The organism is Sorangium sp. So ce406, assembly GCF_051474675.1.
Taxonomy (GTDB): Bacteria; Myxococcota_A; Polyangia; order Polyangiales; family Polyangiaceae; genus Sorangium; species Sorangium cellulosum_G.
Genome location: NZ_CP150340.1, coordinates 3,943,925 through 3,969,650, shown reverse-complemented (window position 1 = coordinate 3,969,650; position 25,726 = coordinate 3,943,925). Strand labels below are relative to the sequence as shown.

The window sequence follows — 25,726 nt, the reverse complement described above, 5'->3', positions numbered from 1 at the left end:
CGAGGGCGCGCGCGGAGCGCCGAGCATCGACGCGGCCCGGCGCTACGCCTCGTCGGCCTCGAACTCCTCGCGCAGCTCGCGGGCCCGCGCCGCGTGGCGGGTCGCCTCGGCGCCCTCGCCGATCGCGGCGGCGTACGTCGCGGCGCGGGCGTACGCCGCCGCCGCGGCCCGCAGATCGCCGCCCCGATCGTAATGGTGGGCGAGCAGCGCGGCGCCCTCGTCGCCCGGCGCCCGGAGCTCCAGCCAGTCGGCGACGAGCAGGTGGATGCGCCGGCGGATCTTGAGGCTCAGCATCTCGTAGGCGACCTCGCACGTCGCCTGCTCCGCGAAGACGTACTCGCGCTCGCCCGGGAACGTCGCGGGGGAGCGCAGCCGGATGAGCTGGCGCTCGCACAGGCGCGCGAGCAGCTCGCCGGTGGACGCGCCGCCGCCGTGGCGCACCGAGAACGGCGGATCGAGATCCTGGAGCTCCGCGAGGATGCGCTCGCTCGACATCGGCGAGCGCGCCTGCGGGGCGTCGTTCCGGAGCCGCTCGACCGCGCCCTCCCAGAAGGTCCGACCGACGACCGCGGCCTGCGCGAGGAGCCCGCGCGCGTCGGCGTCGAGCCGGTCGAGGCGCGCCTGGACGACGCCGTGCACCGTCGGCGGCAAGCTCAGCGTGCCCAGCGCGTCCTCGCGCACGCGCCACGCGCCCCCCTCGGCCTCGATGGCGCCCGCGTCCACGAGGTGCTGGAGCATCTCCTCGACGGTGCGCGGGTTGCCCTCGGCGCGCTCGGCGAGCGCGCGCACGAGGTCGGGGCTCAGCTCGGAGACGGCGCGGAGCCGGTCGCGGATCATCTCCTCCGTGTGCCGCCGCGCGAGCGGGAGCGCGTCGACGCGGACGTAGGCCTCCTTCGCGATGCCCCAGTCCGGGCGGCGCTCGTAGAGCTCGGGGCGCGCGGCGCACACCACGCAGAGCGGCAGCCCCTCGGCGTGCGCCACGAGCTCCTCGAGCAGATCGAGCGTCGCGTCGTCGGCCCACTGGAGGTCGTCGCAGACGATCACCATCGGCGTCCGCTCGAGCGCGAACGTGACCAGGTGCGCGAGCGCGGACGCGATCCGGCGCTTCGCCAGGACGCTGCCGCGCGCCGCGGTGTCGAGGAGCCCGGCGGGCGCTGGCCGCGCGCCGAGGATGGCCGCCAGCCGGGCGAGGATGTCCTCGAGATCGCTCGATCCGAGCGGCCTCGCAAGCGATGGCGACGGATCGAGCTCGTCGTCGTCCTCGTACTGCACGGCGCCGGCGCCCCTGCGCCCGCTCACGGTCGAGCTGATCGGCCCGCGCAGGGGGACGGACGTCGCGCGGGTGACGACGGGCGACGCGCCCCCGAGCGCGGCCCGGGCCCCCGCGCCGGCGGCCTCGCGCTCGGCGCGGGCGCGGGAGCGCGCGGCGCGCAGCCGCAGCCAGCGCAGCCCGCGGCGCAGCTTCCGCAGGATGACCTGGGCCGGATCGGCCTCGTGGATCCCGAACCACCGGCGCAGCAGCGTGCCGGCCAGCCCGTAGCTCGTCTCCTGCGCGAGCGCCGAACACTGCGCCGGCAGGACGAACGGCTCCCCGGGCAGCGCGGAGGCGAGGCCGTGCTCGGGGCTGGACCCGCCGCGCGCTGCCCCGCCGCGCTCCGCCCCGCCCCCGAGTTCCGCGACGAGCTCGGCGAGCATCCGCGTCCGGCCCACGCCGGGCGCGCCGACCAGCGTGACGAGCCGCGGCCGCCGCTCGTGGAAGGCGGTCTCGACGAGATCGCACAGGCGCTGCATCTCCGCGCCGCGCCCGACGAGGCGCGTCGCGAGCCCGTGAAAATCGGGCGGCGCGAACGCGAGGTGGAGCGGGCCTTCGCCGAGCACGCGGTACATCGGCGGCACCGCGCCGCGCGCGGGGGGCTCGGGCGCGGCGCGGCCCGCGACGGCGATCCCCTCGAAGGGCTCCATCCTGAAGCGCCCGAGGACGAGGCGGTGGGTGTCGCGGCCGATCACGATCGCGCCGCGCGGCGCGAGCTGCTGGAGGCGCGCGGCGCCGTCGACCGCGTCGCCGACGACGGCGAGGTCCTGGCGCGCCGAGCCCCCGCTGCCGACGAAGGCCCGGCCGGTCGTGATCCCGATCCGCACCGAGAGGCGGACCGAGCGCGCCGCGCGCGGCAGCGTGAGCTTCGGGATCGCGGCCTGCGCCCCGAGCGCCGCGACGATCGCGCGCTCGGCGTCGTTGTCGGTCGAGCGGGGGACGCCGAAGACGGCCATGACGCGCCCGCCGATGGGCCGCTCGACGACGCCGTGCATCTGCTCGACGTGCTCCGCGAGCACCTGGTAGCAGCGGTCGACGACGTCCTTCACGTCCTCGGGATCGAGCCGCGACGAGAGCGCGGTCACCTCGGACAGATCGGCGAAGAGGACGGTGCAGATCCGGTGCTCTCCGCCCTCGAACGGCACGACGGCCCGCCCCCTCGGCGCGCTGCGATCGGGGCTCACGGTCCCCCTCACCCCGCTGCTCTCCGGCGCCCACCGCGGCGGCGACGGCGGCGGCAGCGACGGTGGCCGCCGCGACGGCGGCCGCCGCGACGACGGCGGCAGCGACAGCGACGGCGGCGGGGGTAACGGCGGGACGTGGACGGCGGCGAAGTCGAGCAGCCCGTCGGGATCGTCGTCGCTCGCGCCCGGGCTGAAGGCGGGCGCGCGCAGGGTGTCGCGCGCGACAACGACGACGCTCGCGCGCTGGGCGGCCTCCAGGGCGGACCACATCTCGCCGAGGTTGTGGAACCGCTGCGACGGGTGGATCGCGAGCGCGCGGCCGAGGACCGCCTCGACGTCGACGCTCGCGTTCACCCCGCGGGCGCGGAGGCTCGGCCGGATCGCCTCATCGCTCGACGCGACGAAGAGCTGGATGACGTCGGCGCCGCAGAGCGCAGGCTGACCGCTGGCGACCTCGATCAGGATGAGCGCCATCGCGTAGACGTCGGTCCAGGGCCCGGTGGCGCCGAACCGTGGGCTGAACTGCTCCGGCGCGCCGTACTGCGGCGTGAAGGCGCGGAACGTTCGTCCCGTCTGGACGAGCGCCTCGGCGAACTTCGGTGTCTCGGAGAAGACCTTGGCGAGCCCGAAGTCGAGCACCTTCATGCGATCGCCGAGCAGGAACAGGTTGGCCGGCTTGACGTCGCGGTGCGAGACGTTCCCGTCGTGCGCGACGGCGAGCGCGGAGGCGACGGGCGCGAGGAGCTTGATCGCCTCGCCGAGGCTCCGCGGCGGGACGTTCTCGGCGCGGCGGCGCTTGAGGTCCTGCTCGAGCGTCTCGCCCTCGAGCCACTCCATGACGATATACGGGGTCCAGGGCCCCCTCGGCGCGGCGGCGGCGCCGATGTCGAGCGCCTGGACGATGCCCATCGTCCGGCGCGAGAGCTGGTGGAGCAGGCGCGCCTCCTCGCGGAACTTCGCGAGGAACCCGTCCTGCTGGTCGGGGCTCAGGCCCGTGGGGATCTTGAGGCATTTGACGGCGACGGGCGCGTCGAAGCCGAGGTGCCGGGCCCGGTAGACGACACCGAAGGCTCCCTCGCCCGCCAGCGCCTCGACGGCGAACTGGCCGTCGATGATCGACCCTACCCAGCCGAACGGGTCGCTGGCCTGCATCGTTGCCTAGGCTACCTGTTGCGATGAACCACGAGCAAGGTGGCAGCGGCGGCCGTCGAGGGGATGTGCGGGGCCGGGGCGCGCGTGGGGCCCCGCCGAACTCGCAAGGGCCGCTCGTGCCTCCCTCGCTGCGCGAGGGAGGCACGAGCGGCAAAGATGTGCTCGGACAGCGGCCCGTCCCCACGCGCGCCCCGGCCCCGCACATCCCCTCGACGGCCGCTCCAGGGGGGAAAGGGGGGCCGGCGCGAGCCGCTGGGGGATACGGCGCGGGCGGGGCGGGGAGCCGAGGAACGCGGACGGTGGGAAATGAAGGGCGCTGTGGGGCCAGGTCGCGCCGGGTCAGCGGACGACCGAGCTCAGTTGACGACCGGGGTGAAGCAACCGATGGACGTGTCGATGCGGAAGTTCGACTCGATCGTGCGGCGCTCGGCGAAGAAGAAGTCGAGCGCGTACTTGTTGCCCGGCGTGATGCCGAGCTCCTGCGCGCGCGCGTCGAGATCGATCGTCGCGCTCTCCGGCTTGTGAATACCGCCCAGATCGATCGCGAGGTGGCCGTTGATGAAGGTGAAGAGGTCGTCGTCGCCCGAGAAGGTGAACACCTCGCCACCCTTGTATTCAAACGTGGTGTGGAGCTCGAGCGTGAAGTGATAGTTGTGGCTCCGGTCCTCGTTGCCAAACCCCATGTCGTCGATCGGGAAGAAGTCGGAGTTGTCGTACGTGGACGTGCCGTTCCCGTTGTCCGTGAGCGAGATGGATATCTGGATGGCGGTGTTCACGTCGGGCACGTCGCGGAACCACTGATCGAAGGCCTCCTTGCCGCTCGTGGTCAACGTGCCCTCGGCGCCGCCCGCATAGACCGGCTTGCCGTCCGCGCCGAGCTGAGCCTCCACGATGCCCCGGTCCTCCCCGGGCCGGCCCTCGAAATCCGGGTGCGTATCCTTGAAGTCGCGCACGATCGCGATGAGATCGCTGCCGCAGGCGTCGCCGCCCGTGCTCGGGTCGCCGCCCGAGCTCGCGCTACCCCCGATGTCGCCGATGGGGCCCTGCCCGAAGTCGCCGCCGCTCGTCGTCCCGTCGCCGCCGCTCGTCGTCCCGTCGCCGCCGCTCGTCGTCCCTGCGCCGTCCGAGGCAGCGTCACCAGCGTCGCCGGTCCCCCCTGCACACGCGGTCGCCGCCACGAGGGCGACGAGCGCCGATACCGCCATCATGGTCCGTCGATAAGCCGTCATGTCTTGCCCCTTTTCCCGAGCGGTAGAAGCCATCGAATCCGCATGGAACGACGTCGGAGACCCACGTCGCCAGCTTCCGCCCCTGTGCGCGGGGGTGGGTGGAGCGGGTCAATTTTTTTTCAACAAAGTGGCCGGCGTCCCCGGCCGCAAAAATACCGCTGGATCACCCATCCCCGGTGAGCTGCTCGGCGGAGGATCCTGCGCTGGATCGCCGAGCGCCCTCGGCGCCAGCTCATCGCGCGGGAACGCCGAAGAAGTAGTACCCCTTACCCATGAGCGGGAAGCGGTAGGTGCCGTACTCCCACGTGAACGCGTCGCCGAGCGGGGCGACCATCTCCCGCAGCTCGGCCTCGGAGTAGACGCGCAGCGTGCTCACCACGCCATCCCACACGCTGGCCGCGGCGGCGATCGGCGTCGCCCACGTGAGCCACGCCTTGGCGGCCCGGGAGCGGCGCGTGAGCAGCGGGTTCGCGGCGAGCGCCGCGACGCCGACCGGGACCATCGGCAAGAACCCCAGCGGGGTCCGCTCGAACCCCTCGGACAGGAAGATGCCGGACGAGCCGCGCACCGCGTCGGCCAGGATCGCCCGCGCGAGATCGGGAGAGAAGTGGTGGAAGGCGTTGATCATCAGCCGCGCGCGGCCCTCGGCGAGCGCCGGCGGGATGCGCGTCGCGTCCACCGGCGAGGGCTCGAAGGCGACGAACGACGGGTGCCGCGCGGCGGCGGCCGCCCACGCCTCCGGCTGCGGCAGGAGATCCGTGAGCACGAACCGCGGCGGCGTCGCGCCCGCGCGCAGGAGCTCGCCGATGAGCACCTCCGACGGCCCGGCCGCGCCCGCGCCGAGCTCGATCACCTCGGTCGCCCCCGAGGCGGCGAGGAAGCGCCAGAACGGCTCGATCAGGCCGCGCAGCATGCCGCCCCACCGGATCGTCCGGCTCAGCGACTCGATGATGAGCTCGCGCAGCGGACCGGGAGACCACGGCGAGTCGTTCCACTCGAACAGCGACAGGCGGGGGAGGGAGCGCGGCATCGGTTGACCGTCAGTTGGCGTCAGTTGGCGTCAGTCAGCGTCAGCTTACCGTCGACCGCCATGCGCGGCGGCGCCATCCTGAACCCATGAATTTCCTGCTTCATCGCCACCTCGCGGCACGCGACCTCGGATCGGTCGCCGCCGGCGCGGGGGCGATGCTCCCGGATCTCTGGCGCATGGCCGACCGGCGCGTGAGGCCCTCGCGGGCAGCCGATCGCCCCGCCGCCCTGCCGCCGCGCGTCGCCGAGGTGCTGGCCGGCATCGACCACCACGTCGCCCTCGACCGCTGGTTCCACGCCGCGCCCGTCTTCGTCGAGGGCGAGCGCCGCCTCGCCGACGCGCTGCGCGGCGCCTCGCTTGGCGCGCCGCGGCTCGCGCTGTTCGCCCACGTGCTCTGGGAGATGTGCCTCGACGGCGCCCTCCTGCGCCGCACCGGGCTCGCGCCCGCCCTCGACGCCCTCCGCGCCGGACTCGCCGCCATCGACGGCCCCCCCGGCGAGGCCGCCGCCTCCATCCACCACTTCCTGCGGCGCGCCCCCTCCCCCGCCGACGCGCCCTCCGACGCCCCGTCCGTCGCCGGCGCGTCCTCCCCGCCCGCCGCGCTCGCCGACCGCGCCGCCTTCGAAGCGCGTCTCCGTCGCATCTGCGACGAGCTCGCCCGCGGCCCCTGGATCGCCGGCTACCAGGACGGCGCCGGCCTCGCGCTGCGCCTCGCCGGCGTGCGCTCGCGCTTCGGCATGCCCCCCTTCACGCCGGAGCAGCACGACCGCCTCGCCGCCCTCCTCGACGCCCTCGCCGCCGCCGCAGACGACGCGCTCGACGACATCCTCCGCACAGCTCCACCCCGCGCCTTCTGAAGCGCCCTCTCTCTCCTCCAGACGGCGATCGCGGCGGTCGCCCGCACAGGAGACGGGCCCAGATCGGCGTTTTCGGCGCACAGGCGTACTCTTGTACGCCGAGCACCGAAAACGTCGAGATGGGCCCGTATCCGAAGCGGGCGCCCGCCTCTCACTCGTGCACGATGATGGTCGTTCCTTCGCCCATCTCCTCGCCCGTGTTGATGGCGTGCCATCCCGGCGGGACGCGGGGCTCGGTCCACAGGAACACCCGGTGGGCGTCGATGGGCGACATGTTGATGCAGCCGTGGCTGCGCGGCGTGCCGAAGACGTCGTGCCAGTACGCGGCGTGGAGCGCGTAGCCGCTCGCGAAGTACTGGATGTACGGCACGTCCTTCAGGGCGTACGTCCCCTCGCCGCGGCGCCGCGTGACGCCGTACTCGCCGTCGCCCTTGCGGGGGGCCTTCGCGCCCGCCTCGGGCTTCGCCGCCGCGCTCGCGCCGGGCTTCTTCGCGGCACGCTCCTTCGAGGAACCGCCCTTGTCCGGCTTCGCGCCGCGCGAGGCCGAGGGCGCTTCCGCCGTCGTCTCCGCGCGGCCGCCGACGCTCGACGACTCGTTCGAGTCCATGGTCGCCGTGATGTGCTTGTTGCGGATCCGGAAGATGCCCCGCACCGTCGCGGTCGTGGTCTTCGGGTCCGCCACTCCCGCCTGGCCCGTCGACACCAGCGTGGCATAGACCGGGCGCTTGCCCTCCCAGAGGACCAGCGTCTGGTGCTGGATCGAGACCTCGATCCACTTCTCGCCCTTCTCCGCGACCTCGGGCCACGACGACGGGGCGACCGCCAGCCCCACGTCGAGCTGGCTCACGTACCGCTGATCCTTCGTGCGGTAGTACTTCACCCCCTCGAGCCGGCGCATCCTCCCGCTCAGCGGGACGACGTCGCGGAAGGGCAGCTCCTTGCCCGGCGTCGCCTTGTCGCCCTGGATCTGCACGTCGCGCGCGCCCCGCGCCCGGACGAAGGCGAGCGGCAGCGTGAGCTGATCGTTCAGCTCGACGCCGTGCCAGGGAGAGCCCGTGTCGGGCTTGATCTTCGTCGCAGGCGCGAGCCGCAGATCCGTGGTGATCGCGAAGCGCCGGTTCAGCGACTCGGGCCCGGTCGGGAACGAGCCGATCAGCGACAGGCCGGTGAAGCGCCGCGCCCGGTCCGCGAACACCGCGTAGTCCGGGACCTTGAAGTCGCTGATGTTGCGGATGCTCCGCTTCCCGCCCTCCAGCCAGAACGGGATCGGGTCGTTCTCCCCTGCCCCGCCGAGCAGGGCGCCCTCGCCGAGCTCGAGCGAGTTCTTCGCGAGGCCGAGCTCGCCGAGCTGCTTCCCGGGCAGCGGCGCGCCGCGCTCGTCGATCGGCACGTCGTTCGCGCCGAGGATGACCCGCTGCACGGTCGCCTTGTTCTCCTCGAACCACGCGAGGTGCTCGTCGAGCTTGAACTCGGACTTGCGCTGCTCCTCGGCCGTGGGGACGCGCAGGTAGAGGGGCAGCACGGCGCGGACGAACGCATACCGGTACGGGAGCGCGGTCCTCAGGTTCGGCCCCGGGCCCGCGGCCTTGAGGATCGGGTCGTCGAGATCGAGGGTCGCGTCCTCGCCCACGCAGAGGAAGCCACGGGGCTCGATCGCGTACCAGCCGCCCGGACAGCCGGCGGTGCCGGCGGGCTCCGCGGAGCGCGGCACCCTCGATCCGACGCGCAGGTAGCCGAGCTTCTTCGACGTGTCGCGCGGCTCCTTGTAGACGGTCGCCACGAAGGCGGTCACGCCGAGCAGCGGCTTGTCGCTCGGCGGCTCCGCCGCGGCGCCCGCCGGCGCCTCCTGCTGCGCCGCGCCGGTCGCGAGCGCCGCGACGGTCGCCGCCCCGCCCGCGTCGTCGGCGACCGCCCCGGCGTCCGCCGGCGCGTCCGCGGGCTTCTGGCACGCCCACGCCCCGCAAGCCGCCGCGGAGAGCGCCGCGAGACGCGCGACACGAAGAACCATGCGCGCTGCGCGCACCGAGCGCAGCGCACGACGAGGCTTCCCGGAGGACAGCAGGCCGCCCATGCGGGCGTACTTGCCAAAATCGGCGCGCGACGAAAAGCCCAAAACACCCGCGGCCAGCTCGCGGCCGCGCCCGCCGCTCAGGCCAGGAGGCCCGGCAGCAGCCCCGTGCAGTACGCGGGGTTGCCGAAGGTCGACACCTCCACGCCCATCGCGTTGCACAGCGTGACGAGCAGGTTGTTGTGGGGGTCGCCGGCGTAGCGCAGGTACCTCCCGGTCCGCAGGGCCCCGCCGGCGCCCCCCGCGATCACGTACGGCATGTCGCGCCGCGAGTGGCTCTGCCCCTCCGAGATGTCGGTGCACCAGAGCACGATCGTGTTGTCGAGGAGCGTGCCCGCGCCCTCCGGGACGGCGTCGAGCTTCCCGAGCAGGTACGCGAGCTGCTCCGCCTGCCAGCGGCCGATGTCGATGAGCTGCCGCTGCTTGTCCTCGTCGGCCAGGTTCGAGTGCGAGAGCGCGTGGTGCGTCTCCGACTGCCCCAGCCAGGTGAACACCTTCCCCGCCTGCGTCGCGCTCCACTGGATCGACGCGACCCGCGTGAGATCGCACGCGAGCGCCGTCGCGAGCAGATCGATCTGCAGCCGCCCGATCGCGGGGAAGTTGTCGTTCGCGTACACGTCGAGCGGCTCGCCCAGCGCCGGCAGCGCGCACGCGCCGCCGAGGAGCCCCGGCGCCTCGAGCCGCGCCTCGATCTCGTTCAGCGCGTCCAGGTGGTGCTCCAGCTTCTGCCGGTCCTCGCCCCCGAGCTTCTGCGCCAGGGCGCCGTAGTCCTCCATGACGTCGCCGAGCACCCGCCGGCGCAGCGCGCGCCGCCGCGCGAGGTCCGCCGGATCGGCGCTGAGATCGGTGAAGAGCCGGTCGAACGCCGCGCGCGGGTCGTCCTCGGGCGGGACGGGCTGGCCCGGGCCGAGGTACGAGACGCGCGACGAGACGTTGGCGTACTGGACCTGGACGCCGAGCTCGAGCGACGAGAGCTTCGTGCGCTGCCCGAGCTGCGCGGCGAGGAACTGGTCGACGGAGATGCCCCCGCCCCAGCCGACCCGCGCGGCGGGGTTGCAGGCGTAGGGGAACAGCGTCCCCTCCTGGAGCTCCGTGCCGGTGAGCGCCTGGCCGATGCCCTGCTGGTGGGCGTCGCCCGGCCCGTTGTAGGCGGACTCCATGTCGACGCCCTCGACGACGAGCAGCTTGTCCCGGTAGGGCGCGAGCGGCGCGAGGATCTCGCCGAGCTCGAACGAGGCCTCGGTGCCGGTGGGCTGCCAGGCCTTCTTGACCGTGCCGAGCCCCGTGAAGAAGACGACGAAGCGCTTCGGGAACTCGACGGCGCTCGCCGAGCCGGACATGGCGTCGAGGAACGGGAGCGCGACGGCGAGCCCGCCGACGCCGCGCAGGAACGTGCGGCGATCGAGCCGCCGCCTCGACGGCCGGTGCCGCGCGGCGCCGCTCACGGCGCGCCCCCGGCGCCCGGCGCCCGCCGGTAGCGGAACGCGTCGGTCTGGGTGAGCGCCACGAGCAGCGCCTTGATGTTGTACCCGCTGTCGGCGAACGCCCGCTGGATCTGGCTCATGCTGCACTCGTCCTCCGCCTGCTCGGCGCGGCCGTAGCCGAAGCGGAACCACTGCGTCGCGACGCACTGGCGCACCTCGTCGCTCTCGCCGAGCAGGTGCGCGAGCTCCACCGCCCCGTCGAAGCGCCCGTCCGTGCCGCGGCTCCCGGTGATCTCGCCGCTCGCGTCGACCGGCACCTCCTGGTCGGTCGCGCGATAGAGGCCGATGCCGTCGTAGTGCTCGAACCCGAACCCGATCGGATCCATCAGCTGGTGGCAGCCCGCGCAGCCCGGGTCCTGCGCGTGCTGCTCGAACCGCCGGCGGGTCGGGATGCCCGACCGCACCGCGGGCGGCTGGATGTCCACGTTCGCCGGCGGGGGCGGCAGCGTCTGGCAGAGCAGCCGCTCGCGGACAAACTTGCCGCGGTGGATGGGCGAGGACTGATCCGGCTTCGCGAGCACCGACAGGAGGCTCGCGTGCGTGAGGAAGCCCGCGCGCTCGGCCGGATCGAGCGGCACGACCGCGAGGTCGCCGGGCGCCGCCGCGCCGTCCGCCGGGGCCTCCTCCAGCCCGTAGAACGCGCGGAGCTCGGCGTTCATCAGCGAGTAGGGCGCCGTCAGCAGGGTCGCCACGTCGCCGGCCTCGTCCTCGAACACGACGTGATCGAGGAACGCCTCGGTCTCGGCCCGGAGGAGCGCCGGGAGCCCGTCGTGGAAGCGCGGGTAGACCGCCGTGTCCTTGACGATCGTGTCGATGTTCGTGAGCTGCAGCCACTGCGCGTGGAAGTTCGCGACCGCGGCGCGGGCGCGCGGGTCGTCGAGGAGGCGCCGCGCGTGCGCCGCGATCTGCTCCGCGGTGCGGAGCTCGCCCGCGTCCGCCGCGGCGAACAGCGCGTCGTCCGGCATGGAGCTCCAGAGCAGGTACGAGAGCCGTGAGGCGATCTCGTGGTCCGACAGCGGCACCACGGCGTCCCCGGCGGGGTCCGGCATGCCCAGCTCGACGCGGTAGAGGAAGTGCGGCGACTGGAGCATCGCCTGGATCACCACCTCGACGCCGGTCGAGAGGCCGTGCTCGTCGTTCCCCCAGGCGAAGAGCCGCTCGAAGCGCTCGATCTCCTGCGGCGTGAGCGGCCGGCGGAACGCGCGCTTGCCGAGCCGCTCGATGAGCTCCGCGGCGCACGCGTCGGGCCCCTGCACCCCGGGGTCGCACCCCGCGAGCAGCCGCGCGGGATCCCGCGCGGCCCGCGCCGCGATCGCCTCGGCGGCCTTCATGAGCTGCTCGGCGAGCAGCGGCGTGACGCCGAGCGCCGCCGCCTGGTTGTTGAACCCGAGCGCCTCCTCCTCGACGACGAAGGCGTCGGCCGGCGCGCTGTCGTCGCCGAGCAGGTCGCGGATCGTGTTGTTGTACTCGAAGCGCGTCATCCGCCGGAGCGGCGAGGCGCCCGGCTGGATCTCCGCGCAGCGCGGCGGCTCGTGCGTCGCGCCGTCGCCGGGCCTGCCGGAGCAGGCGGCCGCCGTCGCGAGGACCGCCGCGAGCCCGAGAGCGCCGCCGGGTCCGCGCTCCCCTCGGCGACGTCGTCCTCTTGACCGATCCATAGGCCCTCTCTCCAGCACGTCATCGCCACGATGCATCGCGTTGTGGCGCCGCGCATCGGGCGACCCCGTTGTTTACTCCACGGGAGGCAGTTACGGAAGGAGCCGCCGCGGCGAGACCCCGTGAATCCGGCTGTAACGTAGTCTCCTAGCGACACTGCATGTCGCGCGAAAGATCGCCCAGGGTGTCGAAAATACGCTGGATTCTGTGGGTTGGTCGCCTGTAGGCTCGCGCGCGTGCAAGCTCCGGTCGACGTCATTGCCGCTAGCGAGAGGCCCGTGCGCAAACCCACCAGGACCACAACGCTGTTCCTTTCTATGAGCCTCTGCGGGCGGATCCTGCTCGGGCTCTCGGCCGCGACCGCCGTGACGTTCGCGCTCGCTCCCGTCACGCTCGCCGCTCCCAAGGCGTCGAAGTCGATCGCGGTTCACATCGAGGGTCCCAACGCGGAGGCCATCCGCGAGGACATCGTCGCCTTGCTGCCGGAGACGCTGGGGGTCGTCGAGCCGGCTGCGTTCTCGAAGGCGCTGAAGGGCGCCGGCCAGACCAAGGCGGTCGGAGACGCGCTGGTGTCCAAGGCCCTGCGGAAGAAGCCCCTCGACCGCATCCGCAAGGCAGGCAAGGCCGCGAAGGCGGAAGGGGTCATCTACGGCGTCTCGCGCACGAACAAGAAGAAGAAGAAAGAGGTCCACCTCGTCTACGTCGACGAGAACGCCGGCGACCTCGCCGTGGACAGCGCGGTGCCGCTGACCGGCTCGCGCGACGACCGCAAGAAGGCGCTGGAAGAGCTGCTCGGCCCGACGCTGGCGCAGATCGCGCCGCCGCCGGCCGACGAGGACAAGGCGAGCAAGGGCGGCGAGGACGGCGACGGCGACGGCGGGGAGAACGCCGGCGACGGCGACGGCGACGGCGAGGAGAACGCCGGCGACGGCGAGGACGACGGCGCGCGCGACAGCGGCGGCAAGCGCAAGCGCAACGACGTCAACTCGGCGCTCTTCTCGGTCGAGCTCGGCGTCGAGTTCATCGGCCGCTGGTTCGACTACTCCGATCCGCGCACGAACAACCTCCGGCCCTACAGCGTCTTCGGGCAGCCCGCGCTGTCGATCGCGGGCGAGCTGTACCCGCTCGCGTCGACGGACATCGCGGTGCTCAAGGGCCTCGGGATCACCGCGAGCTACGCGCGGGCGCTCGGCCTCAACTCGGCGGTGGGCGACGGCGATCCGATCAGCACCACCTACCAGCGCATCAACCTGGGCCTCCGCGAGCGGCTGTCGATCGGCGAGGCGTCCCAGCTCGGGATCTCCGCCGGGCTCCGGTTCCTGACCTTCGAGATCGAGGCGCCGGCGGATCTCGCCAGGACGGTGCCCAATGTCTCCTACACCCTGTTCCGGGCCGGCCTCGACGGCCGCTTCCCGGTCGGCCCGGTCGCGCTGGCGCTGGGCGCCGAGTACCTCCTGCCGCTCTCGTCGGGCGCCGTCTACGAGCGGTTCACCGGGGCGAGCGTGCAGGGCATCGGCGCGATGGCCGGGGTGATGGTCCCCGTCGCGACCGGCATCGAGGCCCGCGTGCTCGTCGAGTACGCGCGGTTCTTCTCGTCGTTCCAGCCCGAGCAGGGCGACCCCTACATCGCGGGTGGGGCCATCGACCAATACCTGGGACTGCGGCTCGCCGGAGCCTATGTCTACTGACAGAGAGAGAGGTACCACGTGACGTTCCTGACTTCGCTTGACGGGCGCATCGCGCTCACCGCAGCCGCCCTGCTGACGGGCAGCGCGCTCCTCATCAGCTGCGCGGGGACCCTCGACGAGGACGAGTTCCCCCCGGGCGGCCAGCAAGGCGCCGGCGGTGACACCCAGGGGTCCGGCACCACCTCCCCCGCGGTGACCACCGGCGGCGACGGCGCCACCACCGCGGCCACCGGCGGCGACGCCGCCACGACCGCGGCCACCGGCGGCGACGCCACGACAGCGGCCACCGGCGGCGACGCCACGACAGCGGCCACCGGCGGCGACCCCGCGCCGACGGGATGCGCCGAGGCGCCGGCGATGGTCACGGCGAAGTGCGCCAACGCGGGCTGCCACGATGCGAACTCGAAGCAGGCGGGCCTCTCGCTGGCGTCGGGGTGGGAGACAAGCATCCGGGGCCAGGCGTCCGCGTGCGGCGGCATGGTGCTCGTGCCCGGCGATCCGGACGCCAGCTCGGTCTACGGGAAGGTCACGCCCAACCCGCCGTGCAACAACCGGATGCCGCTCGGCGCCGCGCCGCTCAGCGACGCCGAGATAACGTGTCTCCACGACTTCATCGCGGCGCTCGCCCCCTGAGGAAGTGAAAGAGCGCCTGGCCGCCACGGCGGCGCGGGCGGGGCGATCGTCTCCTGGATGAGACCGCCTCGTTGGCGCCCCCGCGGCCAGACGCTACCCTCGCCGCGATGCTGCGCCGGCGCTCGTTCTGGATCGCCGCGGCCGCCGTCGCCTACACGGCCTTCGCCGCGCTCCGCGCGTCCGGCGGCCACGGGCCCGCGTGGCTCGCCCTGCTCGGGCTGCCGGCGCTCCTCGCCCTCGGCTTCCGCTGGGTCGAGCGGCCGCCGCGGGGCGAGGACCGGATCGAGCCGGCCGCCCGCCGCGCGGCCGCCGTCTGCCTCACCGGCGCCGCGATGCTCGCCGCCGCGCGCAGCGGCCCCAGCGGCCTCGCGCTGATCGCGCTCGGCAACCTCGGCGCGGCGGCCGCCGCGATGGCCGCGCTGGTCGGGCTCGCGCGCATCGCGGGCCTCGGCGGCCTGCTCGAGCCCCCGCCGAGCACGCGGCGCCTCGACGCCGCGGCGTTCGCCTCGCTCTTCTGGACGGTGGCGGTCGCGCTGCCCGCGGTCTCGGCGGTGGCGCCCGCGCGCGCGGCGGACCTCGATCCGCTGCTCGTTCACTACGCGACGTCCGCCGCGTCGCTCGGCTCGCTCACGGTGACGCTCGTCGCGCTCGCGCGCGTCCGCATCGCGCGGCGCCTCGAGCTCGGCGTCGCCGACCGGGTGGAGGCGGCGCTGCTGCTCTCGGCGACGGCGCTCGCGGTCGGCGTCGCGGCGGCGTTCGTCGGGGTCGCGAGCCCGGAGGCGATCCTGCCCGTCACGAGCGCGATCGCGGCGGTGTGCGTCGCGCTCTGCGTCGTGGCCGCCGACGCCGCGAAGGTCTCGCGCGCGCTGCGCCTCACGCTCGCCATCGCGGCGCTCGCGACGCCGCCGGCGCTCCTCGCGGTCTACGCGGTGCACGAGGCGCCGCGCGGCGATCTCGGGCTCCGCGGCGCGCCGCAGTCCTCGATCGGCGTCGCCGTGTTCGGCGCGTGCGCGATCTGCGCGCTCGCGGGGCTCGCGGCGCCGGCCCTCGCGCGCCGGTTCGCGCCCGAGGGGGCGCGCTGGCTCGGCGCCTTCGACGCCGCGACGCGCGCGGCCATGAACCCGGAGCCGGAGGCGGCGCTGGAGACGGCGCTCTCCGCGCTGCGCGAGGCGTCGGACGCGGGCACGGCCGGGCAGGCCCCGCCGGCGCTGTACCTGCTCTCGCCGCCCGAGCGGGTGACGGTCGATCGCGCGGGGTACGCGCACAGCGAGCCGGCGCAGGTGCCGGCGCGCCTCATCGAGCTCGCCCAGGTCGAGCCGGAGCGCGTGCTGCGGGTCGAGGCCGCGGAGGCGGTCGAGGTCCGGCGGCCGGAGGTGCGCCCGCTGCTCGCCTGGCTCGCCGAGCGCGACGTCGGCGTGGTGGCCCTGGTGAACGACGCGGAGGGCCCGATCGGGGCGCTCGCGATCCCGCGGGGCCGGCGCGCGTCGCCGATGACGCTGGAGGAGGTGAGCGGCCTGCGCGCCGTCGCCGACCGGCTCGGGGCGGTGATCGCGGTGTCGGCGATGCTGTCCGGGTCGCGCGGCCGGGAGGTCGCCGCCCGGCGCGAGGCCGAGGAGCGCGCGCGCGAGGTGAGCCGGCTGGAGCGCGCCGTGGCGCAGAGCGCGGGTCGGTTCCGGGCGATCGCGGGGCTGCTCGCGCGCCCGGCGCGGGCGGCGGCCTACAGCCCCGCGGCGCGCGCGGCGCTCGAGCAGCTCGAGCGGCTCGGCGCGGCCGGCGGCCCGGTCACGCTGCTCACGGCGCCCGGTATCGACGCGGTCGCGTGGGGCGCGGTCGTGCACCTGAGCTCCGCGCGGGCGGCGGGCCCGCTGGCGATCGTCGACGGCGCGGCGCCCGCGCCCGAGGCGTTCGCGCAGGCGTTCGCGCGGGCCCGGGGCGGCTCGCCCGAGCGCGACGGCGAGGCGCCGGCCGCTGGAGCCGAGGACACGCCGCGCGCGCTCGCGCTCTGGCGCGATCCGGACAGCTCGCCGATCGAGGCGGCGCGGGGGGGCACGCTGCTCATCCTCGACGCCCAGGCGCTGTCGGCCGAGGTGCAGAGCTACCTCGGCGCGGCGCTGCCGGACGACGTGGGGCTCGTCGTGGCGGTGCCCCAGACGGTCGACGCGCTGGTGGCGACGGGCCAGATGAGCGAGCGGCTCGCGGACCGTCTGGGCGATCGGGCGGTCGCGCTGCCGTCGCTCGCGTCGCGCGCCGAGGATCTCCGGGCGCTCGCGCTGGACCACCTCGCGCGCATCGGCGTCCGCCTGCGCGGCCGGCCGTTCGGCCTCGATCTGCGCGCGCTGCAGGCCGTGCTCGACCACCCGTGGCCGGGCAACGACGCGGAGATGGGCGCGGTCCTGCTGCGCGCCGCGCTCATGGCCGAGGGCGACGTGGTCGGCGAGAAGGAGCTCGCTGCGATCGGCTTCGCCCCGCAGGCGGCGCCCTCCGATCGTCCCGAGGCCGTGGGGAGCGAGGCGCGCCGCGCCCGCCGGCGGCGCGCGGGCAAGGCGGGGTAGTACCGCGGGGCAGAAGTCCTGCCAGGGATCTGCCTCGCGAGGGGAGAGATTCAACGCAAAGGCGCAAAGGCGCAAAGGCGCCAAAATGCATGTATTTGTTCTTCATTTTGCGCCTTGGCGTCTTTGCGCCTTTGCGTTGAAATCTCCATCCGGATCCGTGGCCGGACTCCTGGAGGGCGGAACCCGCCGGCGGACGGCGGCGCCGCGCCCGGTGGGGGGACGCCCGCCGGCGTGCAGCCCACCGTGGGGGGACGCCCGCCGGCGTGCAGCCCACCGTGGGGGGACGCCCGCCGGCGTGCAGCCCACCGTGGGGGGACGCCCGCCGGCGTGCAGCCCACCGTGGGGGGACGCCCGCCGGCGTGCAGCCCACCGTGGGGGGACCACCGCGGTCAGTAGAAGCGGTAGCCGAGGCTCGCCGGCGCGACGAGCACGAAGCCGTCGAGCCCCTTCATGAACGTCGGCGAGACGGTCAGGAGGAGCGCGCCCGACGTCCAGCTCGAGCTCGGCAGGTCCGCGAGCACGAGCGACACGTCGACGCTCCCGCCGAACGCGAACGTCTCGACCAGCGCGGTCTCGGGCAAGCTGCCCTCGCGCGCGGTCACCTCGACCTCGGTCCGACCGTAGTTGAGATCGACCATCTCGGAGGGGATCTCTCCCTTCACGCCGGTGACCTTCGCGTTCTGCCCCACCGCGCCGGCGAGCCCCGTGAGGCCGACCCAGAGGCGCCCGAAGCGCATCGAGAGGGAAGGTCCGCCGACGGCGAGGTAGCCGCCGCCGAACCGGTAGCCGCCGAGCGCGCGGACGCCGAGGTGCAGCTCCTCGGAGAGCGCGAGCCCGACGAAGGCCTGACCGCCGGCGAACGGCCCGATCGCCGGGTCGAAGCCGGCGTGGCAGACGTCCTCGTTGCAGGGCGCGATGAGCTCGCCCTCGGGAACGTTGTAGCTGTACGAATACGAGCTCAGGTTGCCGAAGCTGCCCGCGTCGATCAGCCCGATCAGCGCGCCGCCGGCCGCGCCGGCCTCGATCACGAAGGTCCCGGAATGCCGCGGCGATGCACCTGGCGTCGGCGCCGGCTCCTCGGCCGCAGCGGCCTCGGCGGACGCTGCGGCCCCCTCCGGCCCCGCTGCGGCCGTCTCCGGCACCTCCGCGCCCTTTCCGGCGCCCGCTGCGCCCTTTCCGGGCCCCGTTGCCGCCGCGCCCTTCCCGGCCCCTCCTGCGCCCTTCCCGGCCCCTCCTGCGTCCTTCCCCGCCCCCGTCGCGCCCTTGTCTGGCGCCGCGGCGACCGGCGCCGGCTCCTTCGCGGGCGCCTCGGCGGCCGGCGCCGGCGCCGGCTCCGGCGCGGCCGAGGCGTCCCTGGCCAGCGCCGGGACCGTGACGGCCTTCCGCTCGCCCCGCTTGATCGCAACCGTCTGCTCCCAGCGCTTCCTGCCGGGAGCGCTCGCGCTCACCTTGTGCTGGCCAGGGTCGATCGGCCTGGCCTGGCCCCACGCCGCGCTGTCGACGGGCGTCCCGTCGAGCGTCACCTCGAGCCCCTCGACAGCGGCGGCCCGCGGCACGTTCAGCGTGAGCCGCGGCAGCCGCAGCTCGAGCTTCGCTCCCCTCGCCTTCGCGTCGGCCTCGAGGCGCTTGTTGCCCTCCTTGCGCGCCGCGGCGCCGAGGTCGATGTACTCGACCCAGGCGGTCGCGATCTTGCCCTGCTTCTCATGGCAGGTGGCGAGCGCGAGGAGCGTGGCCGACCTCGGGCTCAGCCGGTAGCTCTCCTCGATCTTGGGGCAAGCCTCCGCGAGCTTGCCCTTCTTCATGAGCTGCTTGCCCTCGTCCAGCAGCGCCTCCGCCTGTGCGAACGCGACCCCGGGGCTCACCGCCAGCGCGAGCGCGAGCGCGAGGCCAGCGGCGCGCGCGCTCGCGCGCAGAGAGCGCCGGACCGCGTCCAGGGAGCGACCGCCGAGACGGAAGGATCGCAAGGGGAAAGAGGGCGTCTTCTCGGCGTGTTCAGCGTCTTGCCGGTTCAAACGGTTCGTCGCTCCAGAGCGATGCTCGTGACGTGAAGTCGAAGGTACGACGGGCGAGACGGCGGTCTCGCTCGATGGGGACGGAGCGTATCACGCCCCGTTTGCGCCGATCAAAGTCGCGCGGCGCGGCGCGCGGCACACCGACCCACCGGCCCACCACCGGCGCGCGCGCGCTCACGCGGCGCCGGAGCGCTCGTCGAGCAGCTTGATCCCCGCGGCGACCTCGCTGGCGAACGACTCGGCGATCACCCTCGCCTGACCGAACCGGGGCGGGACCTCCCTGGCGGCGCGCGCGAGCGCGGCGACGGCGAGGTCGTGGGGCTGGCGCACGAGGAGGCGGTACGCGAGGCTCCGGCCAGGGGGGGTGGCGACGACCGCGAGCGTCGAGGCCGACCACGCGAACGGCGGGCTCTTCCGCGTGGCGGTCGCGAGATCCGTGAGCGGCGTGCGCGTCAGCCAGAGGGAGAGCGCGTCGGCGAAGTCCGGCGGCGCGAGCCCCGGGATGCCGTGGCCCATGTCGGCCAGGCCGACGCGCCGGGTCTCGACCTCGACGTTGCGGAGCTGCCGCCAGCGGAGCAGCCGCGCGGGCGGGCGCTGGCCCCGGAAGCTCGCGCGGCCCGTCCACCAGGCGACGTGCGCGTCCGTGCGAAAGCAGTCGAGCACGCGCGCGAACGTCGCGTGCCGCGAGAGCGCGGTCGCGACGTCCGCCGGCGCGGGCACGAGCTCGCAGAGATCGCGCACGCTCGCGAGCAGGCGGGGGTACCGGCTGCGCGTCAGGGCGCCGGCGAGCTCGTGGTTCGTGAGCTGGAGCAGATCGTTCAGCGCGGCGAGGAGCGCCCAGTCGGCGGCGACGAGCTCCGGGAGCGCGTCGATCGGCGCGACGAGGCGCGCGACGCGGACGCGCGCGAGGTCGATGCGCGAGCCGAGGTCGCGGTCGATCGCGCTCGCGCCGTGGCCGAGGAGGAGCGCGAGCCGGACCCCGAAGGGGCGCACCAGGTGGAGGGGGCCGCCGAGGACGAGCGGGGCGAGCACGCTCGCCTGGAGCTCGACGACGCGCTCGGCGATGGCGTCGGGGTGGGTCATGCCCTGCCGGCGCCCGGCGGGAGCGCCTTCGGCTCGGCGGGCGCGTCGGGCGGCGCGAGGTCGCGCAGCGGCCGGATGCCGACGCCGCCGAGGACGACCTCGGGCAGCTCGGTGGCCAGCGCGGCCGTGAGGCCCGTGGACAGCGCGGCCACCGGCGACCATTGCTGCGCCTCGAGGAGCGCCGCCTCGAGCGGGACGAACGCCTCCTCGGGCACGCCGACCGCGCCCCCGTCGCGCCCGATGAACAGCGCCTGGCCGTCGGGGGCGCCGAGCGCGCGGAACAGCACGGCCGGCGCGACCGCGGGGACGGCGTCGTAGCCGGCCGGGATGTAGAGGCCCGGGTGGACCTCGCGGAAGAACTCGCCGACCGGGATGCCCTCGATGCCGGTCGGGTGGCGGAGGAACGCGCCGGCGGCGGTGAACGCGATGCGGGCGCGGCGCAGGGTGTCGGGGCCGAGCGCGTAGGCGACGTGCCGGAGGAGCTGCATCTCCTCCGGCCGGATCCACGAGGCCGTGACCGACCGCCACGGCTCGGAGCTCGGGACGAGGCGGAGCGACAGCACGACCGACGCGGGGCGCTGGGCGTCCGCCGTCGCCCGCGCCACCGCGGGCTCGCGGCTGAGCTCGACGCGCGCGAACGCGGAGACGTCCCCCATCGACGGCAGCTTCGCGATCTCCAGCGCCTCGCGGCCCCTGCCGCGGAACAGCACGAGGCCCGCCTCGCTGAACACCGGGCAGGCGCGGAGGTTGACCGGGTGCCGGAAGCCGATCTCCACCGCGGCGCCGGGAGCGACCGGGACGAAGTAGCCGAGGCCCGGCGTGCCCGTGAGGAGCGGGACCATCCGGCCGGGGATCGCCGGCACGCGGAAGAGGTACCGGAGGACCGGGGCGTCGTCGAAGCTCGACTCCGGCGGCCACTCGCAGAGGCCCACCTCGGCCTCGACGCTGCTCCGGGAGAAGTAGCGGATCAGCGCCGGACCGAGCCCCGACTCGGCCAGGATCCAGCGCGGGCCGGGCTCGCGCCCGGCGGCCGGATCGAGGTGCGGCTCGAGCCGGAGCAGCAGCCCGCGCACGTCGAGGCGCCGCTCGACCTCGTACGTCTGCGAGAAGGCGTTGTGGTAGAGCGAGAGCGCGGCGTCGCTCGGCAGGATCTGCGGGACGTCGTACCCGAACGGCGCGGCCGCGTCGCGGTACTGGACGAAGTGCCGGCTCGTGCCCGTGAAGCAGTAGCCGCCTGCCAGACGGGCGATCTCCGCCACGCGGTCGAGCCGGTCGCTGCTCTCGGCCGCGAACAGGAGGGTGACCTCCCGGGCGCCCAGCTTCGATCGGACGATCTCGACGACGAGCGACCGGAGGATGTCCCCGAGCGAGCCCTGCCTCGTGTAAAGCGCGAGGAAGGCGACGAGCCGATCGATCGACGGCAGCAGGACGAGCCCCTTGGCCCCGAGCGCGACGCCCTTGGCATCGAGCCCGAGTCCGGGCGTGCGCAGCCGGGTCTGGTGAACGGCGACGCGATCGAGCATCGAAATGGCTCCCGGCGTTAGCGCAGAGCGCGACCGTAAGAGGAGCCGCCGGATCCGTCAAGGGAAGCCCGGCGAGCTCGATCGACCGGCGACGCAGGGCGCGCGGCGCGACCGCGCCGCCGACCGCGGGCGCGGCAGGACCAGGCGGGGCGCGGGCGTGTATGTCGCGACCGCGACACTGGAACTGCCATGAACGACGGCGTAGTCTCCTCTCCGATGCGCCCTGTCGGAACACCGCAGGCCCACCCGGCCCGGCGCCCCGAGATCGCCTGTCCGCCGCGCCCGAGCGCCCTCGACGCCCCTCCCGTGGCCCCCCTCGGCTAGCGCATGGACACCGTGCGCATCGAGCCAGCGAGACCGCTCGTCGCGGGTCGGTTCCACATCGAGCGCGAGGTCGGCCGGGGCGGCGTCGGCACCGTACACCGCGCGTTCGACGTGCAGACCGAGCGGTACGTCGCGCTGAAGATCATCACGACGGTCGGCGTCGACGCCGAGGGTCAGGCCCGGCTCTCGCGCGAGGGGCAGATCCTCTCCGAGCTCGATCACCCGGGGATCGTGCGGGTCGTGGCGTTCGGGACGGTGGAGTCGACCGCATCGGACGCGGAGGGGCGCCGCATCGAGGAGGGCGCGACGTTCATCGCGATGGAGTGGCTCGACGGGGAGGACCTGGCCACGCGCCAGCGGCGCTCTCCGCTCTCGCTGCGCGAGGGGCTCGAGGTCGGCCGGCAGGTGGCGAGCGCGCTCGCGGCCGCGCACGACGCGGGCGTCGTCCACCGCGACATCAAGCCGTCGAACATCCTCCTGCTCCGCGGGCCGCCGGAGGGGCCGATCCGGATCAAGCTCGTCGACTTCGGGGTGGCGGCGTCGAAGGAGGTGGTGCTCACGACCGACGCGGGCGGCCTCGTCGGCACGCCGGCGTACATCTCGCCGGAGCAGGCGCGCGGCGACGCGACGGTGGACGCGCGCAGCGACCTCTACTCGCTGGGCGCGACGCTGTTCGAGCTCGTCGCCGGCCGGCCGCCGCACATGGGGGCGACCTCGATCGCGACCCTCGTGCGCCTGGCGACGACGCCCGCGCCGCGCCTCTCGGAGTTCCTGCTCGACGTCGTCCCCGCGCTCGACGACCTGATCCACGCCCTGCTGCTCGCCGACCGGGAGCTCCGGCCGAGCTCGGCGCGCGAGGTGGCGGAGCGGCTCGCGGCGCTCGTCGACGAGCCGCACCTGCCCACCCCGTCGCCGCTGCGCGTGAGCGACAACCCGCCGGGGGTGATGGGCACGCGGCTCGTGACCACGATCGTGGCGCTGCACGTGGCCACCGGCGAGGAGCGGCAGCGGGAGCTCGAGGCGCTGCGGCGCCGCGGGGCCGACGCGCTGCCGCTCGGCGCCGACTCCATCGCCGCCCACCTCGGCGTGCGCCAGGCCCACGGCGACGAGGCGTCCCGCGCCCTCGAGCTCGGCCTCGCGCTCGGCGAGCGCGGCGGCCGCGTGGGCGTCGCCTCCGGCCGCATGCGCGTCGACAGGACGCGCTCGGCCGGCGAGGTCGTCGACCGCGCGGTCGCCCTGGCGCGCGAGGCCGGCCTCGGGCGGGTCCTCGCGGACGCGACCACGGTGGAGCTGTCCCGCGGGCGCTACCTGTGCGAGCCCCAGGAGGGCGGCGCCGTGCGGGTGCTCTCGCGCGCGCCGAAGCGGCCCGACGCGCAGACGCCCTTCGTGGGGCGGGACGCCGAGCTCATCACGACGGTCGCCGCGTTCGATCGCTGCGTGGAGGAGCGGACGCCGGTCGTGGTGAGCATCTCGGGGCCGCCGGGGATCGGCAAGAGCCGGCTCGCGCGGGAGTTCGTCGCCCGCATCTCGGATCGCGCCGATCCGCCGCGGCTCGTGCAGCTCCGCTGCGAGTCGTTCGGGCGGGCGCAGGCGCTCGGCGTGGCGACCGACGGGCTGCGCGTCCTCATGGGCCTGCCGAAGGGCGCGTCGCTGGAGCAGGCCGACGACGCGGTGCGCGCGCGGCGGCTGCACCACGGCGACGGCGGGCTCCTCGCGCGCCTGCTCGCGAACCAGCCGTTCCCCGACGGCATCGACCTGCGCGGCGCGCGCGACGCGCTGTACCTGTCGATGACCGACATCGCGGTCGGCGCCGCGTCGATCGAGCCGTGCGCGCTGCTCGTCGAGGACGCGCAGTGGGCCGACCCGGAGAGCGTCGCGTGGCTCGATCACCTCCTCGGGCGCGCCTCGGGCAGGCCGCTCTTCATCATGCTCATGGTGCGCCCGGCGTTCTGGCGCGACCAGGGCCAGCGCTTCACCGGCCGCGACCACGTGCGCGTGGAGCTGCGCCCGATCGCGCGCCGGGCCACGCGCGAGATCGCGCGCGCCGTCTTCAGCGCCTCGGCCGCCGCGCGGCCGGTCGACGACGCGACGCTCGACCGCGTCGCGCAGCAGGCGGCCGGCTCGCCGCTGTTCGCCGAGGAGCTCGCGCGGGTCATCGCCTCCGGCAAGGACGCGGCCACGGCGCCCACCATCGAGGCGGCGATCCAGGTGAGCCTCGACGCGCTCGACGACGGCACCCGCGAGGCGGTCGTGCGCATGAGCGTCTTCGGCCTGTCCGTGTGGGACGTGGGCCTCGCCGAGGTCGGCGTGGTCGAGCCGAGGACGGCGCTGAAGAAGCTCATCGCCGCGGAGCTGCTCGTCGAGCAGCCCGCGTCGCGGTTCCCGGCCGCGCGCGAGTACCTGTTCAAGCACGCGCTCGTCCGCGACGTCGCGTACGCCTCGGCCGGCGAGGAGCTCCGCAAGGGGCTGCACGCCGCGGCCGCGCGCTGGCTCGATCGGATGGGCGAGGACAGCGCGACGGTGGCGCAGCACTTCGACCTCGGCGGCGAGCACGAGGAGGCCGCGATCCGCTGGGAGGCCGCCGCGCGGCGCGCGCTCGCGACGAACTCGCTCCGCGACGCGGTCACCATGGCCGATCGCGCGCTCGTGTTCGCGCCCGACAAGCCGACGGCGTTCGCGCGCGCGGTGCTCCTCGAGGACGCGTACTCGCGGCTCGACGCGCGCTCGCCCGAGCGCGACTCGGCGATCCGGGCGATGTGGGAGAACGTCTACGACGAGCCGAGCGAGCTCCGCACGCTCACCGCGCGCGCCCGCTACGACCAGGCGTGCGGCTCCGGGATGGACCTGGAGGAGCGCCTGACGGCGCTGCGCGACCGCGCGCGGGCGATCGATCTCGTCGAGGAGGAGGCGCAGTGCTCGGCCACGCTGGCGCAGGTCCACGCGTTCGCCGGGCAGCTCGCGATGGCCGAGCAGGAGGCGGCGCACCTGCTCGATCTCGCGGCCCGGCGGGGGCTCGTGTGGGCCGCGGTCGACGCCTGGCAGACGCGCGCGGTCGCCCACCAGACGCGCGGCGAGCCCGCGGCGGCGCTGGAGGCGCGGCGGAACGCGGCGCGGGCCGCGCGCCGCGCGGGGCTGCAGGAGCGCGAGGCGATGCTGACGATGAACGTCGGCTTCGCGCTCACGACCATCGGCGCGCGGGCGGAGGCGCTCCAGGAGATCGAGGGGGGCATCGCCCGGGCGCAGGCGATCGGCAGCTCCGGGGCGGTGCGGCACGGGCAGATGATCCTGCTCTGCTGGGCGGCGACGTTCGGCCCCGAGCCGCGGCTCGACGCCGTGCTCGCGGAGCCGCGCGCGAGCGCGGACGAGGCCGCGGGGAGCATGTGGGTCGTGCGCGACCGGGTGACGCTCGGCATCCTCTTCTACCGGGGCTGCGAGCTCCTGCGCTTCGAGTCGTCGGGGCTCGCGCGGGCGCGCTCGCTGCTGAAGAAGGCGACGGAGGCCTACCGGGTGACGGAGAACCGCGACGTGCTGCCCGTGGCGCTCGGGTTCTGCGCCGAGGCGGAGCGCCGCTTCGGCGACGCCGAGCAGGCGCGCGAGATCGCGCGGGAGGCGGCGGCCCTCGTCGAGGCGGGCGCGCCGAGCCTGCTCAACGAGGCGCCGATCTACCTGGCGCTCCACGACGCGTGCGTGGACATGGGCGATCTGGAGGGCGCGCGGGCGGCGATGGAGCGCGCGATGCCCCCGCTCCTGCGCCGGCTGAAGGGCCTCGAGGGGACGCTCTACGCGAGCTCGTTCCTGCTCAACCTGCCGCAGAACTCGGCGCTGCTCGCCGCCGCCGAGGCGTACGGCTGCGTGCCGCCGCAGCTCGAGGCGATGCTGAACAGCAGGCCGTAGCGGGCGCGGGCGGCCCGCATGGAGGCCGGCAGCGCGCGGCGCGCTGGG

The 25,726-nt window shown here is 74.8% G+C and carries 14 protein-coding genes; 5 read left to right on the top strand and 9 right to left on the bottom strand.

The window, feature by feature from the left end; translation table 11 throughout:
• Positions 1 to 42: 42 nt before the first annotated feature.
• The 3 genes from WME96_RS14730 to WME96_RS14720 form a co-directional block, all read right to left on the bottom strand.
• Positions 43 to 3,648, bottom strand: coding sequence for a protein kinase domain-containing protein (locus tag WME96_RS14730; RefSeq protein WP_437290748.1), 3,606 nt, complete (start codon positions 3,646 to 3,648; stop codon positions 43 to 45).
• 356 nt (positions 3,649 to 4,004) lie between these two features.
• Positions 4,005 to 4,877 (bottom strand): fibro-slime domain-containing protein, encoded by an 873-nt coding sequence (locus WME96_RS14725; RefSeq protein ID WP_437290747.1) that lies wholly within the window; start codon positions 4,875 to 4,877, stop codon positions 4,005 to 4,007.
• A 232-nt stretch (positions 4,878 to 5,109) separates the two neighbouring features.
• Complete coding sequence (locus WME96_RS14720) at positions 5,110 to 5,907, bottom strand: hypothetical protein (protein ID WP_437290746.1); 798 nt, start codon at positions 5,905 to 5,907, stop codon at positions 5,110 to 5,112.
• Positions 5,908 to 5,993: 86 nt separating this feature from the next.
• On the opposite strand from WME96_RS14720, the gene WME96_RS14715 reads away from it, so the two are divergent.
• Positions 5,994 to 6,764: a hypothetical protein gene (locus WME96_RS14715; protein ID WP_437290745.1), complete on the top strand. Its 771-nt coding sequence runs from the start codon at positions 5,994 to 5,996 to the stop codon at positions 6,762 to 6,764.
• A 151-nt stretch (positions 6,765 to 6,915) separates the two neighbouring features.
• On the opposite strand, the gene WME96_RS14710 is transcribed toward WME96_RS14715, so the two are convergent.
• From WME96_RS14710 to WME96_RS14700, 3 genes are all read right to left on the bottom strand, one after another.
• Entirely contained in the window at positions 6,916 to 8,835 is a 1,920-nt protein-coding gene (locus WME96_RS14710) for a L,D-transpeptidase (protein WP_437290744.1), read from the bottom strand.
• Between the two features lie 77 nt (positions 8,836 to 8,912).
• A complete protein-coding gene (locus WME96_RS14705) occupies positions 8,913 to 10,277 on the bottom strand; it encodes a DUF1552 domain-containing protein (protein WP_437290743.1) in 1,365 nt (454 codons plus the stop codon).
• Positions 10,274 to 11,971, bottom strand: coding sequence for a DUF1592 domain-containing protein (locus WME96_RS14700; RefSeq protein ID WP_437290742.1), 1,698 nt, complete (start codon positions 11,969 to 11,971; stop codon positions 10,274 to 10,276). The genes WME96_RS14705 and WME96_RS14700 overlap by 4 nt, the downstream gene beginning before the upstream one ends.
• A gap of 315 nt (positions 11,972 to 12,286) precedes the next feature.
• Here WME96_RS14700 and WME96_RS14695 point away from each other — a divergent pair, with 315 nt between their 5' ends.
• The 3 genes from WME96_RS14695 to WME96_RS14685 all read left to right on the top strand — a co-directional run bounded on the left by WME96_RS14695 (position 12,287) and on the right by WME96_RS14685 (position 16,842).
• Positions 12,287 to 13,657 (top strand): hypothetical protein, encoded by a 1,371-nt coding sequence (locus WME96_RS14695; protein ID WP_437290741.1) that lies wholly within the window; start codon positions 12,287 to 12,289, stop codon positions 13,655 to 13,657.
• 18 nt (positions 13,658 to 13,675) lie between these two features.
• Positions 13,676 to 14,290: a hypothetical protein gene (locus WME96_RS14690; protein WP_437290740.1), complete on the top strand. Its 615-nt coding sequence runs from the start codon at positions 13,676 to 13,678 to the stop codon at positions 14,288 to 14,290.
• 107 nt (positions 14,291 to 14,397) lie between these two features.
• Positions 14,398 to 16,842: a hypothetical protein gene (locus WME96_RS14685; RefSeq protein WP_437290739.1), complete on the top strand. Its 2,445-nt coding sequence runs from the start codon at positions 14,398 to 14,400 to the stop codon at positions 16,840 to 16,842.
• A 389-nt stretch (positions 16,843 to 17,231) separates the two neighbouring features.
• On the opposite strand, the gene WME96_RS14680 is transcribed toward WME96_RS14685, so the two are convergent.
• The 3 genes from WME96_RS14680 to WME96_RS14670 all read right to left on the bottom strand — a co-directional run bounded on the left by WME96_RS14680 (position 17,232) and on the right by WME96_RS14670 (position 21,460).
• On the bottom strand, positions 17,232 to 18,806 hold the full coding sequence (locus WME96_RS14680; protein ID WP_437290738.1) for a hypothetical protein: 1,575 nt from the start codon (positions 18,804 to 18,806) through the stop codon (positions 17,232 to 17,234).
• A 222-nt stretch (positions 18,807 to 19,028) separates the two neighbouring features.
• Positions 19,029 to 19,937: a hypothetical protein gene (locus WME96_RS14675; RefSeq protein ID WP_437290737.1), complete on the bottom strand. Its 909-nt coding sequence runs from the start codon at positions 19,935 to 19,937 to the stop codon at positions 19,029 to 19,031.
• Entirely contained in the window at positions 19,934 to 21,460 is a 1,527-nt protein-coding gene (locus tag WME96_RS14670; RefSeq protein ID WP_437290736.1) for a hypothetical protein, read from the bottom strand. Before WME96_RS14670 ends, WME96_RS14675 begins: the two co-directional genes overlap by 4 nt.
• Before the next feature lie 327 nt (positions 21,461 to 21,787).
• Here WME96_RS14670 and WME96_RS14665 point away from each other — a divergent pair, with 327 nt between their 5' ends.
• Positions 21,788 to 25,678: a serine/threonine-protein kinase gene (locus tag WME96_RS14665; RefSeq protein WP_437290735.1), complete on the top strand. Its 3,891-nt coding sequence runs from the start codon at positions 21,788 to 21,790 to the stop codon at positions 25,676 to 25,678.
• Positions 25,679 to 25,726: the final 48 nt, after the last annotated feature.

Coding starts and splice junctions, on each gene's coding strand:
- WME96_RS14685 (WP_437290739.1), top strand. CDS start 14,398: ATGCTGCGCCGGCGCTCGTTCTGGATCGCCGCGGCCGCCGTCGCCTAC.
- WME96_RS14700 (WP_437290742.1), bottom strand. CDS start 11,971: ATGGATCGGTCAAGAGGACGACGTCGCCGAGGGGAGCGCGGACCCGGC.
- WME96_RS14710 (WP_437290744.1), bottom strand. CDS start 8,835: ATGGGCGGCCTGCTGTCCTCCGGGAAGCCTCGTCGTGCGCTGCGCTCG.
- WME96_RS14715 (WP_437290745.1), top strand. CDS start 5,994: ATGAATTTCCTGCTTCATCGCCACCTCGCGGCACGCGACCTCGGATCG.
- WME96_RS14670 (WP_437290736.1), bottom strand. CDS start 21,460: ATGCTCGATCGCGTCGCCGTTCACCAGACCCGGCTGCGCACGCCCGGA.
- WME96_RS14720 (WP_437290746.1), bottom strand. CDS start 5,907: ATGCCGCGCTCCCTCCCCCGCCTGTCGCTGTTCGAGTGGAACGACTCG.
- WME96_RS14675 (WP_437290737.1), bottom strand. CDS start 19,937: ATGACCCACCCCGACGCCATCGCCGAGCGCGTCGTCGAGCTCCAGGCG.
- WME96_RS14730 (WP_437290748.1), bottom strand. CDS start 3,648: ATGCAGGCCAGCGACCCGTTCGGCTGGGTAGGGTCGATCATCGACGGC.
- WME96_RS14665 (WP_437290735.1), top strand. CDS start 21,788: ATGGACACCGTGCGCATCGAGCCAGCGAGACCGCTCGTCGCGGGTCGG.
- WME96_RS14725 (WP_437290747.1), bottom strand. CDS start 4,877: ATGACGGCTTATCGACGGACCATGATGGCGGTATCGGCGCTCGTCGCC.
- WME96_RS14695 (WP_437290741.1), top strand. CDS start 12,287: ATGAGCCTCTGCGGGCGGATCCTGCTCGGGCTCTCGGCCGCGACCGCC.